Origin of the sequence: Amycolatopsis anabasis (assembly GCF_009765355.1) — a bacterium.
Taxonomy (GTDB): domain Bacteria; phylum Actinomycetota; class Actinomycetes; order Mycobacteriales; family Pseudonocardiaceae; genus Amycolatopsis; species Amycolatopsis anabasis.
This window is the reverse complement of sequence record NZ_VTHK01000104.1, coordinates 1-16,010: the sequence shown is the minus strand read 5'-3', so window position 1 is coordinate 16,010 and position 16,010 is coordinate 1. Positions and strand designations below refer to the sequence as shown.

At 70.1% G+C, this 16,010-nt stretch carries 4 protein-coding genes; all 4 read right to left on the bottom strand.

Annotated elements, in window-relative coordinates:
• Window positions 1–1,820, bottom strand: a 1,820-nt coding sequence (locus tag FXO23_RS49075; RefSeq protein WP_158895852.1) for a type I polyketide synthase, incomplete at its 3' end; no start/stop codon positions are given.
• 9 nt (window positions 1,821–1,829) lie between these two features.
• Entirely contained in the window at window positions 1,830–2,960 is a 1,131-nt protein-coding gene (locus FXO23_RS49070) for a glycosyltransferase (protein ID WP_158895850.1), read from the bottom strand.
• A 41-nt stretch (window positions 2,961–3,001) separates the two neighbouring features.
• Window positions 3,002–13,654, bottom strand: coding sequence for a type I polyketide synthase (locus FXO23_RS49065; protein WP_425484990.1), 10,653 nt, complete (start codon window positions 13,652–13,654; stop codon window positions 3,002–3,004).
• 43 nt (window positions 13,655–13,697) lie between these two features.
• Window positions 13,698–16,010, bottom strand: a 2,313-nt coding sequence (locus FXO23_RS49060; RefSeq protein ID WP_218952427.1) for an SDR family NAD(P)-dependent oxidoreductase, incomplete at its 5' end; no start/stop codon positions are given.

Here is a 16,010-nt window from a genome sequence, read left to right as displayed (position 1 = left end):
CCTTGGAGCACAGCCAGCAGAGACCAGTCCACAAAAGACTCCAAAGCCGCAGCACACTCGGCCAGCCGCTCCGCGAACACCGGACTCGACTCCAACAGCCCCAGCGCCATCCCAGCCCACTGCGAACCCTGACCCGGAAACACGAACACCACATCCCCAGAACCCTCGGCACTCGCCACCGGCGACTCACCCGCCGCGACCGCATCCAAACCACGCAGCAGCTCACCCCGATCACCGGCCACCACCGCGACCCGGCGCGCCAACGCTGCCCGGGTCTTGGCCAGCGAATACGCCACATCCACGGCCGCGAGGTCCGCATCGGCTCGGACCCGCGCCGCCAGTGCGCGGGCCTGCTCGCACAGTGCCTCCGGGTTCTCCGCCGAGAGCACCCAGGGCAGCACGTCCAACTCGCGACTCGGCGCCTCCTCGACGGGCGCCTCCTCCGGGGCCTGCTCCAGGATCACGTGCGCATTGGTGCCGCTGATCCCGAACGAAGACACCCCGGCCCGGCGCGGCCTACCCGCTTCCGGCCACGGAGTGGCCTCGGTCAACAGCTTCACCGCACCAGCGGACCAATCCACATGCGACGACGGGGCATCGATGTGCAGGCTCTGCGGTAGCACGCCGTGCCGCAAGGCCAGCACCATCTTGATCACTCCGGCCACTCCGGCCGCGGCCTGGGTGTGCCCGATGTTCGACTTCACCGACCCCAGCCACAACGGCCGATCCGCGGGGCGACCCTGACCGTAGGTGGCCAAGAGCGCCTGCGCCTCGATCGGATCGCCCAGAGTCGTACCCGTCCCGTGCGCCTCCACCGCGTCCACATCGGACGGTTCCAGCCCGGCGTTGGCCAGCGCCTGCCCGATCACGCGTTGCTGCGACGGGCCGTTCGGCGCGGTCAGCCCGTTCGACGCGCCGTCCTGGTTCACCGCGGAACCCCGCACCACGGCCAATACCTGGTGCCCGTTCCGCTGAGCGTCCGACAGCCGTTCCAGCAACAGCACGCCCAAGCCCTCGGAGAAGCCGGAACCATCGGCCGCCTCGGCGAACGGCTTGCAGCGGCCGTCCGCGGCCAGACCGCGCTGGCGGGAGAAGTCGACGAAGATCGCCGGGGTCGCCATCATGGTCACCCCACCGGCCAGCGCCAGCGAACACTCCCCGGACCGCAACGACTGCACGGCCAGGTGCAGCGCCACCAGCGACGACGAGCACGCGGTGTCCACGGTGACCGCGGGCCCCTCGAAACCGAACACATACGAAACCCGGCCCGAGGCGACGCTCCCGGCGCTACCGTTGCCGAGGTAGGCTTCGACCCCTTCGGGGACGGAACTCGACCGCGAGCGGTAGTCGTGGTACATCACGCCCGCGAAGACCCCCGTGGCGCTGCCGCGCAAGGACCGCGGATCGATGCCCGCGCGCTCGATGACCTCCCACGACGTCTCCAGCAGCAACCGCTGCTGCGGATCCATCGCCAACGCCTCGCGCGGCGAAATGCCGAAGAACCCGGCGTCGAAGTCGAGTCCGTCGTAGAGGAAACCGCCTTCATTGGCGTAACTCGTGCCGAGGTTCTCCGGATCCGGGTCGTACAACCGGTCGACATCCCACCCGCGGTCGTCCGGGAACTCGGAAATCGCATCGACCCCGTTGCCGACGAGCGCCCAGAAATCCTCCGCGGAAGCGACCCCGCCCGGAAAACGGCATCCCATCGACACGATCGCGATGGGCTCCGGCTCCTCGACCTCCTGCAGTCGCTTCCGAGTCTGCCGGAGCTCGGTCGTCACCAGCTTCAGGTATTCCCGAAGTTTCTCCTCGTCAGCCATACTTGTCCCCTATCCCGCCAGTTCAACCATCTTCGGGACCACCTCGGTGGCACCGGGCAGCGATTTCACCTCGGCCGCCACTTCCTCGGCCGCGGCCCGCATCGCGGTGTCGGCCAGCAACTCGCGCACCTGCTCGGCGGCCAGCTCACCGGGACGCACAACCATGCCGAGGCCGCGCTTGTTGATCGCGCCGGCGTTGAGGAACTGGTCGTCGCTCTGCGGCAGCACGATCTGCGGCAGGCCCGCGTCGATCACCGTCAACGCGGTGCTCGCGCCGCCGTGGTGGATCACCGCGTCCGAGGTGGCCAGCAAGGCGGTCAGCGGCACCCATTTGACCAAGCGGATGTTCTTGGGCAATCCCCGCAGCTCGCTCGGGTTGGCGCTGCCGATCGTGAGAACGAATTCGGCGTCGATCTCCCCGGCGCCCGTGACGAACTGCCGGAGGGCGCCGCTGCCGAGCATCTGCGGGATGACCGAGCCGAGGGTGACCGTGATACGCGGCTTGCTCGGCGGGGTGTAGAGCCATTCCGGCATCAGCGCGCCGCCGTTGTACGGCTGGAAGCGCATCGGCCACCCGTGCGAGTAACTCGAGCGCATGCTCGGCGGCGCCACGTCGATCGAGGCGGTCGGTGCCCCGGGAACGACGCCGAAACGCTCGAAGTCCTGGCCCATCCGTTCGTACATCGACCGGCTCATGTCGATCGGGATGCCGAAGTTCATGCCGTGCATCACCGAAGGGATGCCGAGTTTCCTGGCGACCAGCGGGCCCGCGCCGTCCATCGGGGTGTGCACGACCAGGTCGGGGCGCCACCGTTCGGCGAGCTTCATGGTGCCGAACACCAGGTTCTTGCTGCATTCCGCGAACAGCCGGATCGAGAACTCGGTAGCGACGGACGGGTCCTGCAGGTTGGGCACCAGATCGGCGGATTCCCGGAAGACCTTGCTGAACACCCCGGTGAAGTCGACGTCGGGTGCGGCGTCGACGACCTGCAGGCCCGCCTTCGCCGGGGTTTCGTCGTAGCCCTGGTAGTGGCCGGTGGCCAGCAGGACGTCGTGCCCGGCCAGCCGGAATGCCCACGCGGTCGGCACCGTGGGGAAGGTGTGTCCCACCCCGGGTGAAGTCACGAACAGAACGCGCATGATGAAGTCCTCCCTTGCGGATGCTCGGTCAGTTGGTCCATTCAGGACAGCCCCAGTTCTTCGTTGATGAGGTCGAAGATCTCCTGATCGCTCGCCTGCTCGATCTCCTGGTCGACGACGGGCTTCGCTTCCTTCTTCCACTTCGCCAGGAGCGCTTCGAGCCGTTTGGTGATCCCGGGGTCCGGGTTCGCCCCGGCCAGCACCGCTTCCAGCCGCTCTAGTTCGGCCAGACCGGTGGCCTGGGCCGCCTCGTCGTCTTCCAACTCGGCGCGCAGGTGCTTGGCGAGCGCGATCGGGGTGGGGTAGTCGAAGACGAGGGTCGCCGGAAACCGCAGCCCGGTGGCCGTGTTCAACCGGTTCCGCAACTCCAAGGCGGTCAGCGAGTCGAACCCGAGTTCGGTGAACGCGCGGCTCGCCCCCACGGCGTCCGGTGTCGCGAAACCGAGTACGCCGGCCACGTGCTTGCGCACCAACTCCACCAGCACCCGCTCCCGGTCGGCCCCGCCGACACCGGCCAGCCGTTTCCGGAGCGCGTCGGCCGAACCGGCGGCGGACCTGGTCGCGGCCCGGGCGGGGGTGCGTACCAGGCCGCGGAACAGGCTCGGAACCGCACCGGACCGCAGCGCGCCCAGATCGACTCGCGCCGGGACCAGTACGCCCTCGTCCACGCCGAGCGCCGCGTCGAACAACGCCAAACCGTCTTCTGTGGACAGTCCGACGACCCCGGCGCGATTCATCCGGCCCACATCGGATTCGTCCAAGTCGGCGGTCAGCTCGCTCGACTCCGCCCACAGCCCCCACGCCAACGACACACCGGGCAGCCCCCGCGCACGGCGGTACCGCGCGAGCGCGTCCACGAACGCGTTCGCCGCCGCGTAGTTCGCCTGGCCAGGGCCACCGAGTAGACCAGCCGTCGAGGAGAACAGGACGAACGCGTTCAGGTCGAGGTCGCCGGTGAGTTCGTGCAGGTTCAGCGCCGCGTCCACCTTCGGGCGGAACACCGTGTCGATCCGCTCCGGCGTCAGCGATTCGACCACGCCGTCGTCGAGCACACCGGCGGTGTGCACCACCCCGGTCAACGGGTGCTCCGCCGGGATCCGCGCCAGCACACCCGCCAACGCATCCCGGTCGGCCGCATCGCACGCGGCAACCGCGACCTCGGCGCCGAGTTCACCGAGTTCGGCCACCAGTTCGGCGGCACCCGGCGCCGCTTCACCCCGGCGACTGATCAGCACCAGGTGCCGGACACCGTGCTCGGTCACCAGATGCCGGGCCACGAAGCCGCCCAGCGTTCCGGTCCCACCCGTGATCAGCACGGTGCCGTGCGGGGCGAAGACCGCTGGCTCCGCGCCGGGTCGCGCCCGTTCCAGCCGCGGGACGCGCACCACGCCGTCGCTGATCGCGAGTTGCGGCTCGTCCAGCGCGAGCGCGCCGGGCAGCCGCTCGAACGACGCCGGACTGCCGTCGATATCCACCAGCACGAACCGGCCCGGATGCTCCGACTGCGCGGACCGCACCAGGCCCCAGACCGCACCCGCCGCCGCGTCCTCGCCGTGCGTCACCAGTACCAGCCGGGAGTCCGCGAACCGCTCTTCGGCAAGCCAGGACCGCACGACGTCCAGCGCGGAGTTCGTCACCGCGCGCACGGCTTCCGGGCTCAGCCCGTCGCCCGCGCACTCGACGAACACCAGCTCCGGCACCTCGTCCTTGGCCAGCGCGGTCAGGTCGTCGTGCCGGACCACCTCGATCTCGTCCACTTCGGACAGTGCGGCCAGCCGTTCGCCCAGCACCGCCCACCGTGCGGGCTGGGCACGCGTTCCGGTGGCCGGCGGTTCGATCCAGGCGAGGCGGAACAGGGAGTTGTCGTCGTCGGGACGCGCGGCCCGGAGTTGCTCGGCGGACACCGGGCGGGTCACCAGCGACTCGACCACCGCGACCGGCATGCCGTCGCCGTCGGCGAGCGACACCGCCACGCCGTCCGACCCGGTCGGCGACAGCCGGACCCGCAGCACCGACGCGCCGGCAGCGTGCAGCGACACCCCGGACCAGGAGAACGGCAGTCGCGCCTGGCCTGCGGTCTCGGCATCGGTCACGAAGTCTCCGACCACGACCCCGTGCAGCGCCGCGTCCAACAGCGCCGGGTGCACGCCGAACGACCCCGCGTCCACGCCCTCGGGCAGCCGCACCTCGGCCCAGATCTCGCCGTCACGCCGCCAGACCGCGGAAAGGCCCTGGAACGCCGGTCCGTAGTAGAGGCCCAACGCGGACATCCGGTCGTACACCTCGTCGACCGGCACCACCTCGGCATCCGGGGGTGGCCACACGTCCAAATCGGGCGACGGCGCCTCGGCCGCGACGGACAGCACGCCGGTGGCGCGCCGGACCCAGGCCCGCGCCAGCTCTTCCGCGCCCGCGGAGTCCGGCCGGGAGTAGATGCTCAGCGTCCGGTTCCCGGAGTCGTCAGCGCCGCCGACCACGACCTGAACCTGCACGCCACCCCGTTCCGGCAGCAGCAGCGGAGCCTCCAGGACGAGTTCGTCGAGGACGTCGCAGCCGATCTGCCGACCGGCTTGCAGGGCGAACTCCACGAATCCCACACCGGGGAACAGAACGGAACCCAGCGCGGCGTGGTCGGCCAGCCAGGGCTGGGCTTCGACCGACAACCTGCCGGTGAACAACACGCCGTCCGAGTCGGGCAACCCGACCGCCGCGCCCAGCAGCGGATGCTCGGTCGCGGTCAGGCCGAGTCCCCGGGCGTCACCGGCCGGAGCGACCGCGTCCAGCCAGTACCGCTGCCGCTGGAAGGCGTAGGTCGGCAGGTCCACCCTGCGGGCCCCGGTCCCGGCGAAGAACGCGTCCCAGTCCACGGCGACGCCGTGCGTGTAGGCCTCGGCCAGCGAGAGCAGGAACCGGTCGAACCCGCCCTCGTCGCGGCGCAGGGTCCCGATGGCCGCGGCCGTGGTGCCGGTGTCCTCGATGGTCTCCTGCAGCCCGGTCATCAGCACCGGATGCGGGCTGATCTCGACGAACACGCGGTGACCGTCGGCCAGCAGCTTGCGGGTCGCCTGCTCGAACTCCACGGTGTGGCGCACGTTGCGGTACCAGTAATCCGCATCCAGGTTCGCGGTGTCGATCGGTTCACCGGTCAGCGTCGAGTAGAACGGAACGCCGCTGGACATCGGGGTGATCGGCGCCAGCTGCGCGAGCACTTCGTCGTGGATCTGCTCCACCTGGGGTGAATGTGCCGAGAAGTCGACGCCGGGGACCATCCACCGCATCACCCCGGCCTTCCGCAGGACACGCCCCAGTTCCCGCAACGCGTCCGGATCACCGGACACCACCACCGTGCCCGGACCGTTCACCGCCGCCACCGACACCCGGCCGGCGAACGGTTCGATCTGCTCGCGCACCCACTCAGCCGAGGCCACAATGGACAACATCTCGCCGCGGCCCGCCAGAGCCAGCAGGGCTCGGCTGCGCAACGCGGAGATCCGGGCGCCATCCTCCAGTGACAACGCCCCCGCCACACACGCCGCGGCGATTTCGCCCTGCGAGTGACCGACCACCGCGGCAGGCCGCACGCCGTGGGTACGCCACACCTCGGCCAGGGACACCATCACCGCCCACAACGCGGGCTGGACCACGTCCACCCGGTCGAGCGACGGCGCGCCCGCCACACCGCGCAACACGTCCAGCACCGACCAGTCCACATAGGACGAAAGCGCCGCCGCGCATTCGGCCAGCCGCTCCGCGAACACCGGACTCGACTCCAGCAGCCCCAGTGCCATCCCGGCCCACTGCGAACCCTGCCCCGGGAACACGAACACCACGTCCCCGGACTCCTGCGCGGCGCCCTCCACCACACCGGCGGGCAACTCGCCCTCGGCCACGGCGTCCAGGCCGCGCAGCAACTCGTCCCGGCTCCTGGCCACCACCGCCGCGCGCCGTTCCAGCGAGGCCCGGGTCGTGGCCAGGGAATAGGCCACGTCCACGGCCGCGAGGTCGTCCTCGGCCCGCACCCGGGCACCCAGCGCGCGAGCTTGCGCCCGCAGTGCCTCGCCGTTCTTCGCGGACAGCACCCACGGCAGCACGTCCGGCTCGGCACGAGGCTCCGGCTCGCGGGCCTCCTCGGGGGCCTGTTCCAGGATCACGTGCGCGTTGGTGCCGCTGGCGCCGAACGACGACACGCCCGCCCGGCGCGGGCGGTCCACCTCCGGCCACGGCTTCGCTTCGGCCAGCGGCTCGACCGCACCGGCGGACCACTCGACGTGCGGGGACGGCTCGTCGATGTGCAGGCTCTTCGGCAGCTGCCCGTGCCGCATCGCCTGCACCATCTTGATCACCCCCGCGACCCCGGCGGCGGCTTGCGTGTGCCCGATGTTCGACTTGATCGAACCGATCCACAGTGGATGATCCGGTCGCTCCTGCCCGTAGGTCGCCAGCAACGCCTGGGCTTCGATCGGATCGCCCAGGGGTGTGCCGGTGCCGTGTGCCTCCACCGCGTCGACCTGGTCCGCCGAGACCCCGGCGCTGGCCAGCGCCTGCCGGATCACTCGCTGCTGCGACGGACCGTTCGGCGCGGTCAACCCGTTCGACGCGCCGTCCTGGTTCACTGCGGAACCCCGCACCACGGCCAGAACCCGATGCCCGTTCCGCTGAGCGTCCGACAACCGTTCCACCAGCAACAGCCCGACACCTTCGCCCCAGCCGGTGCCATCGGCGGCCGCCGAGAACGGCCTGCACCGCCCGTCCCCCGCCAATCCGCGCTGGCGGGAGAACTCGGTGAAGATTCCGGGGTTGGACAGCACGGTCACGCCACCGGCCAGCGCCAGCGAACATTCGCCGGACCGCAGCGACTGCGCCGCGAGGTGCAGCGCGACGAGCGAGGACGAGCACGCGGTGTCCACCGTCACCGCGGGCCCTTCGAAACCGAACACGTAGGAAACCCGGCCCGAGGCGACACTTCCGGCGTTCCCGTTGCCGAGGTAGGCCTCGACGCCGTCGGGCACCGAGCTGGAGCGCATGCCGTAGTCGTGGTACATCACGCCCGCGAACACACCGGTCGCGCTGCCGCGCAACGAATGCGGATCGATCCCCGCGCGTTCGAGGACTTCCCACGAGGTCTCCAGGAGCAGCCGCTGCTGCGGGTCCATCGCCAGCGCCTCGCGCGGGGAGATGGCGAAGAAGTCGGCGTCGAAATCGGCCGCCTGGTACAGGAAACCGCCCTCGCGGGCCCGGCTCACCCCCTCGTAGCCGGGTGCGGAGGCGAAGTCGTACAACCCTTCCACGTCCCAGTTCCGGTCTTCGGGGAGCGCGGAGATCGCATCGGTTCCGCCCGCGACCAGCTGCCACAGGTCCTCTGGCGACCACACTCCGCCGGGGAAGCGGCACGCCATGCCCACGATCGCGATCGGTTCCCCGGCGGGCTTCGCCACCGGTGCGGCCGTGGCCGGGCGGACATCGGCGCCCACGAGCCGGGTGTGCAGGTGCCGGGCGAGGGCGGTGGGCGTGGGGTGGTCGAAGACGAGCGTGGCCGGAAGCCGGAGCCCGGTGGCGGTGTTGAGCCGGTTGCGCAGTTCCAGCGCGGTGAGCGAATCGAAGCCCAGCTCGGTGAACGGCCGGGTGGCGCCGATGGTGTCCGGTGCGGTGAAGCCCAGTACACCGGCCACCTGCGTGCGAACCAGCTCGAGCAGCACCCGTTCCCGCTCGGCCGCACCCGCACCGGCCAGCCGCTGCCGCAACACCTCCGCCGAACCGGAGCCGGACCTGCCCGCGCGCCGAACCGGCGTGCGGACCAAGCCGCGGAACAACGGCGGAACTCCACCGCCGGACCGCAGCGAACTCAGGTCCACCCGGGCCGGAACCAGCGCCCCCTCTTCCGTACCGAGTGCCGCATCGAACAACGCCAGACCGGCCTCGGTGGACAAACCCACCACCCCGGACCGGCTCATCCGCCCGACATCGGACTTGTCCAAGTCACCGGTCAGCTCGCTCGACTGTTCCCACAGTCCCCATGCGAGTGACAGCCCGGCGAGTCCCCGTGCACGACGATGTTGCGCGAGTGCGTCCAGGAAGGCGTTCGCCGCCGCGTAGTTGCCCTGGCCCGGGCCGCCCAGCACACCCGCCATCGACGAGAACAACGCGAACACGTTCAGGTCGAGTTCGCTGGTGAGTTCGTGCAGGTTCAGCGCGGCGTCCACCTTCGGCCGCAGCACGCTGTCGATCCGCTCCGGGGTCAGCGTCTCGATCACCCCGTCATCGAGCACACCCGCGGTGTGCACCACACCGGTCAGTGAGTGCTCCGCCGGAATCCCCGCCAGCAAACTCGCCAGCGACTCCCGATCGGCCACATCACACGCGGCGATCTCCACCTCCGCACCCAGCTCGGACAGTTCGGCGGCCAACTCCGCCGCACCAGGCGCCGCACTCCCCCGCCGACTCGCCAGCACCAGCCGCCGCACCCCATGCACGGCAACCAGATGCCTGGCCACCAATCCACCCAAAGTCCCGGTACCACCGGTGACCAGCACCGTGCCCTCCGGAGCGAAACCGGACGCGGCATCAGCCGAGGTCGTCATCCGCTCCAGCCGCGGCACCCGGACCACACCATCCCGCAGCGCCAGCTGCGGTTCGTCCAATGCCAACGCGGCAGGCAACTTCTCGAACGAAGCCGCACTCCCGTCGACATCCACCAGCACGAACCGGCCCGGATGCTCCGACTGCGCCGACCGCACCAAACCCCACACCGCGGCACCCGCCAGATCGCCGCCATCGATCGCGCCACGCGTCACCACCGCCAGGCGCGAATCCGCGAACCGCTCCTCGGCCAACCACGACCGCACGGCGGTCAACGCCGAACCCGTCACCGCACGCGCCGCGTCCGGACCCGTCCCAGTGGACGCGCATTCGACGAACACCACATCCGGGACCTCGGCCATCGACGCGAAGTCCGCGTACCGAGCGAACTCCGCATCATCCAGTCCACCGCCGACAACCGCCCACGGGCGAGCCGAATCCACCTCCGGAGCCGGAACCTCGGTCCAGGCCACGCGGAACAGCGAGCCGCCCGCATCCGCGGCCCGCAGCTGTTCCACCGAAACCGGGCGCGTCGCCAACGACCCGACCACCCCGACCGGGTTGCCGTCGCCATCGGCGAGTTCCACCGACACGCCACCGGAGCTGGTCGGCGAAAGCCGCACACGCAACACCGAGGCGCCGGACGCGAACACCGAAACACCCGTCCAGGAAAACGGAAGCCGGGTCTCGCCCGCCCCTGCCGACACGTCCATCGCGATCGCGTGCAGCGCGGCGTCGAGCAGTGCCGGATGGATCCCGAACGAGTCCGCCTCGGCCGCCGCGTCCTCGCTCAGCGCGACTTCGGCGAAGATCTCGGTTCCGCGTTGCCACGCGCGGACCAGACCTTGGAAGACCGGCCCGTAGTCGAGCCCGAGACCGGACAGCCGCTCGTAGGCGTCACCCGTCTCCAGCGGCGCGGCCTCCGGCGGCGGCCAGGCCGCCAGGTCGAACGACGGCGCCTGGTGCCGGGTGGCCAGCACACCGCTCGCGTGCCTGGTCCACGGTTGTGCCAGCGCGTCTTCGGCCGCGAAGTCGTCCGGTCGCGTGTAGACGGTCAACGGCCTTCCCCGATCACCGTCGGCGTTCCCGACCACCACCTGGACCTGGACGCCACCTCGCTCCGGCAGCACCAGCGGCGCCTCCAGGGTCAGCTCCTCCAGCACCTCGCAGCCGACTTGCGCACCGGCTTGCAGGGCGAGTTCGACGAACCCCGTGCCGGGGAACAGCACCGAGCCCAGCACGAGGTGATCGGCGAGCCAGGCGTGGGTTTCCAGTGAAAGCCGTCCGGTGAACAGCACGCCATCCGAATCGGCCAGCCCGATCGTGGCGCCCAGCAGCGGGTGGTCGGTGGCAACGAGGCCGAAGCTCCGCACGTCTCCGCGCGCGGCGACCGTGTCCAGCCAGTACCGCTGCCGCTGGAAGGGGTAGGTGGGCAGGTCCACCCTGTGCGCCCCGGTTCCGGCAAAGAAGGTGTCCCAGTCCACCGCCGCGCCGTGGTTGTGGGCCTCGGCCAGGGATGCCAGGAACCGGTCCAGCCCGCCCTCGTCACGGCGCAACGTCCCGATGGCCGCGGCGGCCGTGCCGGTGTCGTCGATCGTCTCCTGGACTCCCGTGATGACCACCGGATGGGAGCTGACCTCGACGAACACGCGGTGGCCGTCGGCCAGCAGCTTGCGGGTGGCCTGCTCGAACTCCACGGTCTGCCGGAGGTTGCGGTACCAGTAGTCCGCGTCCAGGGTCGCGGTGTCGATCGGCTCACCGGTCAGCGTCGAATAGAACGGGATCTGAGCAGACACCGGAGAGATCGGCGCCAGGACCTTGAGCAGGTCCTCGTGGATCTGCTCGACCTGCACCGAATGCGAGGCGTAGTCCACCGCGATCTTGCGAGCCCGGACGTTGTCCGCTTCGCAAGCGGCGATCAGCTCGTCCAAGGCGTGCGGATCACCGGAGACCACGACCGAGTTCGGGCCGTTGACCGCGGCCACCGAGATGCGTTCGCCCCACGAGCCGATGCGCTTGCGCACCTTCTCGACCGGTTCGGCGACCGAGACCATCCCGCCCTTACCGGACAGGGCGGTCAGGGCCTGGCTGCGCAACGCCACCACCCGCGCCCCGTCCTCCAACGCCAACCCACCAGCCACCACCGCGGCAGCGATCTCACCCTGCGAATGCCCCACCACCGCAGCAGGCCGCACACCATGAGCACGCCACACCTCAGCCAACGACACCATCACCGCCCACAACGCAGGCTGGACCACGTCCACCCGGTCAAGCGAGGGTGCACCCGGCTTCCCTTGGAGCACATCCAGCAAGGACCAGTCCACAAAGGACTCCAAGGCCGTGGCGCATTCGTTCAGCCGCTGCGTGAACACCGGACTCGACTCCAGCAACCCCAGCGCCATCCCGGCCCACTGCGAACCCTGACCCGGGAACACGAAGGCAACCTCGCCAGACCCCTCGGCCACCGCAACCGGCGACTCACCACCCGCGAGCGCATCGAGCCCACGCAGGAACTCGTCCCGGTCACCCGCCACCACCGCCGCCCGGTAGTCCAGGGCAGCGCGGGCCGTCGCCAGCGAACAGGCCACGTGCACCGGCGCAAGGTCCGCGGCGGAACGCACGTACTCGCCGAGCCGGATGGCCTGCTCGCGCAGCGCCGCCTCACTCTTGGCCGAGATCACCCACGGCACTACGTCCAGCGTGCGGCTCGGCGCTTCCTCGACAGCCGCCTCCTCGGGGGGAGCCTGCTCCAGGATCACGTGGGCGTTGGTTCCACTGATCCCGAACGAAGACACCCCGGCTCGGCGCGGCCAGTCCGCCTCCGGCCACGGCTTCGACTCCGTCAACAACTCGACAGCACCAGCCGACCAGTCCACATGCGACGACGGCTCATCGATGTGCAGGCTCTGCGGCAGCACACCATGCCGTATCGCCAGCACCATCTTGATCACACCGGCCACCCCGGCCGCGGCCTGCGTGTGACCGATGTTCGACTTGATCGAACCCAGCCACAACGGACGATCCCGATCCTGACCATAGGTCGCCAGCAACGCCTGCGCCTCGATCGGATCACCCAACGTCGTACCCGTGCCATGCGCCTCGACCGCGTCGACCTGATCCGCTGGAATCCCGGCGTTCATCAGCGCCTGGCGGATCACCCGCTGCTGCGACGGACCATTCGGCGCGGTCAACCCGTTCGACGCACCATCCTGATTCACCGCAGAACCACGCACCACAGCAAGAACCTGGTGACCGTTCCGGCGAGCATCCGACAACCGCTCCAGTAGCAGGAGGCCGACGCCCTCGGAGAAACCGGCCCCGTCGGCGGACCCGGCGAACGACTTGCACCGGCCATCCGGCGCGATCGCACGTTGCCGCGAGAACTCGACGAAGATACCCGGGGTCGACATCACCATCACGCCACCGGCCAGCGCGAGCGAACACTCACCGGATCGCAACGACTGCGCCGCCAGGTGCACCGCCACCAACGACGACGAACACGCCGTATCCACCGTCACCGCAGGACCCTCGAAACCGAACACATAGGACACCCGGCCGGACAGCACGCTGGAGACGTTCCCGGTCCCGGCGTGGCCCTCCGCGCCTTCCGCGGTGTTCGCGAGCAAACCCATATAGTCCTGCCCACTGCTTCCGGCGAAGACCCCGGCAGCACTGCCGCGCACCGACTCCGGGTCGATTCCGGCTCGCTCGAAAAGCTCCCACGCCGTTTCCAGCAACAACCGCTGCTGCGGATCCATCGCCAGCGCCTCACGCGGCGAAATGCCGAAGAAGACGGGGTCGAATTCGGTCGCACCGGTGAGGAAACCGCCGTTCCGCACGTAACTCGTGCCCGGGTTGTCGGGATCGGGGTGGTAAAGCCCCGCCACGTCCCAGCCCCGATCCGCGGGGAACTCGGAGATCGCGTCCACCCCACCGGAGACCAGGTCCCACAGCTCTTCCGGCGAACTCACGCCGCCGGGGAACCGGCAGGACATCCCCACGATGGCGATCGGTTCCTGCGCCTTCTCCTCGACCTCGCGCAGCCGTTCGTGCGTCTCCTGCAGTTCAGTGGTCACGAACTTGAGGTATTCCCGAAGCTTTTCCTCGTTCGACATCAGAACACCTCCCAGTCAGCGGCAGAGCGAAAGCGAATGACCTTTTTCATGATTTCCCGAACTGCTTGTCGATGAAGCTGAAGATTTCGTCGTCCGTCGCGGACTCGACGGCGCTCAGGGATTCTCCGTTCGTCTGGTTCCACTTCGAGAGCAGGCCCTTCAGCCGTGCCGTGATGTCCGCTCGAGTGCCGTCCTCGAATCCGTCCGTGGTCAGCGTCGCGAACATCCCGTCCAGCCGGTCGAGTTCGCGCAGCACGCGGTCGCCGTCGATCCCGTCCGCGCCTTCGGTGACCTCTGCCAGGATGTGCCGGGTGAGCGCCAGCGGCGTCGGGTAGTCGAACACCAGGGTGGTCGGCAGTTTCGCGCCGATCGCGGCCGTCAGCCGGTTCCGCAGCGCCACCGCGGTCAGCGAGTCGAAGCCGAGTTCCTGGAAGGCACGCCTCGGCTCGACCTCGTCGGAAGTCGAGTAACCGAGCACCGCGGCCACCGATGTCCGCACCAGGTCGAGCACCACTCGTTCCCGGTCGGCTTCGCGTGCGCCCGCGAGGCGTTCGAGCAACGTCCCCGGCTCCCCCGCACCGTTCGCACCGGTTGTGCCCGCCGTTAGTCGCCGGATCTCCGGGAGGTCGCGGAGCATCGGGCTGAGCGGGGTGCCGGCGGCGGCCCGCACCACCCGGTCCCATTCGATATCCGCGACGGCGAGGAAGGTTTCGTCGTCGTCGAGCGCCTGCTGCAGGGCCTTGATCGCCAGATCGGGCGCCATGGAAAGCACACCGCTGCGGCGCAGGCCCTCTTCGACCGCGCCCTCGCCGATGCCACCGCCTGCCCAGTGCCCCCAGGCGATCGAGGTGGCGACCAGCCCGTTGGCCCGCCGGTACTGGGCGAGCGCGTCGAGGAAGGAGTTGCCGGGTGCGTAGTTGCCCTGGCCCGCGCTGCCCATCAGCCCCGCGGCCGAGGAGAACAGGACGAACGCGGACAGGTCGAAGTCCTCGGTGAGCTGGTGCAGGCTCAGCGCGGTTTCCGCCTTGGTCCGCAGGACGCGGTCCATCTGGCCGACCGAAAGCGAATCGAGCACGCTGTCGTCGAGCACGGCGGCCGCGTGCATCACCGCGGTCAGCGGGTGCTCGGCCGGGATCTGCGCCAGCAGTTCCGCCAAGGCGTCCCGATCCGCCACGTCGCAGGCGGCGACGGTCACCTTCGTCCCCATGGCGGTGAGTTCGGCCGCCAGTTCGGCGGCCCCCGGCGCGGCCATGCCCCGGCGGCTGGTCAGCAGCAGGTGTTCGGCGCGCTTTCCGGCGAGCCATCTGGCGATGTGCGCGCCGAGTGCCCCGGTGCCACCGGTCACCAGCACGGTTCCCTCGGGCGTCCAGCCCGGTCCTTCGCTGGGCACGGCCCGCTCGGCCCGAGTCAGCCGCCGCGCGAACGCCCCGTTCGGCCGCAGCGCGACCTCGTCCTCGTCGCCGGTGCCACCGGCCAGGACCGCGCACAGCCTGCCCACGATCTGGTCGTCAACCGCGCCCGGCAGGTCTGCCACGCCCGCCCACCGGTCGGGATGTTCTTGCCGTGCCACCGGTCCGAGGCCCCACACCGGCGCCTGTACCGGGCTGTCGATGGTGTCCGCGCTGCCCACCGACATGGCGTTCCTGGTCACCGACCACACCCGCGCGCCGAGTTCGGCGTCGCCGAGCGCCTGCACGAGCGCCACGGTCCCGGCCAGGCCGCCGGGCACCGACGACGCCTCCGGATGCGGCCGCTCGTCCACCGCCAGCAGTGAAAGCACACCGGTCACCGGATCCTCAGCGGCCGCGCGAAGCTGCCCGGCGATCGAGGCCCGGTCCTGCTCGGCATGGGGCACCACGAGCTGCCGGAACCGCATGCCGTGTTCGGCAAGCCCGTGCAGCAGGCCGCCGGTCCATTCGTCTTCGGCGTGGCTGTCCGGGACGATGACCAGCCAGTTGCCCTGCGGTGTCGCGAATGAAGCTTCGGTGAGGGGTTTCCAGGTCACCCGGTAGCGCCACCGGTCCACCACGGACTCCTGGTTCCGCCGCTGCCGCCAGGACGACAACACCGGAAGCACCGCACCCAGCGAGGACTGCGCCCGCTCACCCTCGACCGCCAACGTCGCCGCCACCGCATCCAGATCCTCGCGTTCCACCGCCTGCCAGAACTCCGCCTCCACCGGCTCAACCGCCTCGGTCGGCCGCACCGAATCCAGCCAGTAGCGTTGCCGCTGGAAGGCATAGGTCGGCAGGTCCACCTTGCGCGCCCCGGTCCCGGCGAACAAGGTGCTCCAGTCGACCGCCGCGCCGTGGGTATGGGCCTCGGCCAGGGAGGTCATGAACCGGTCCAGCCCACCCTC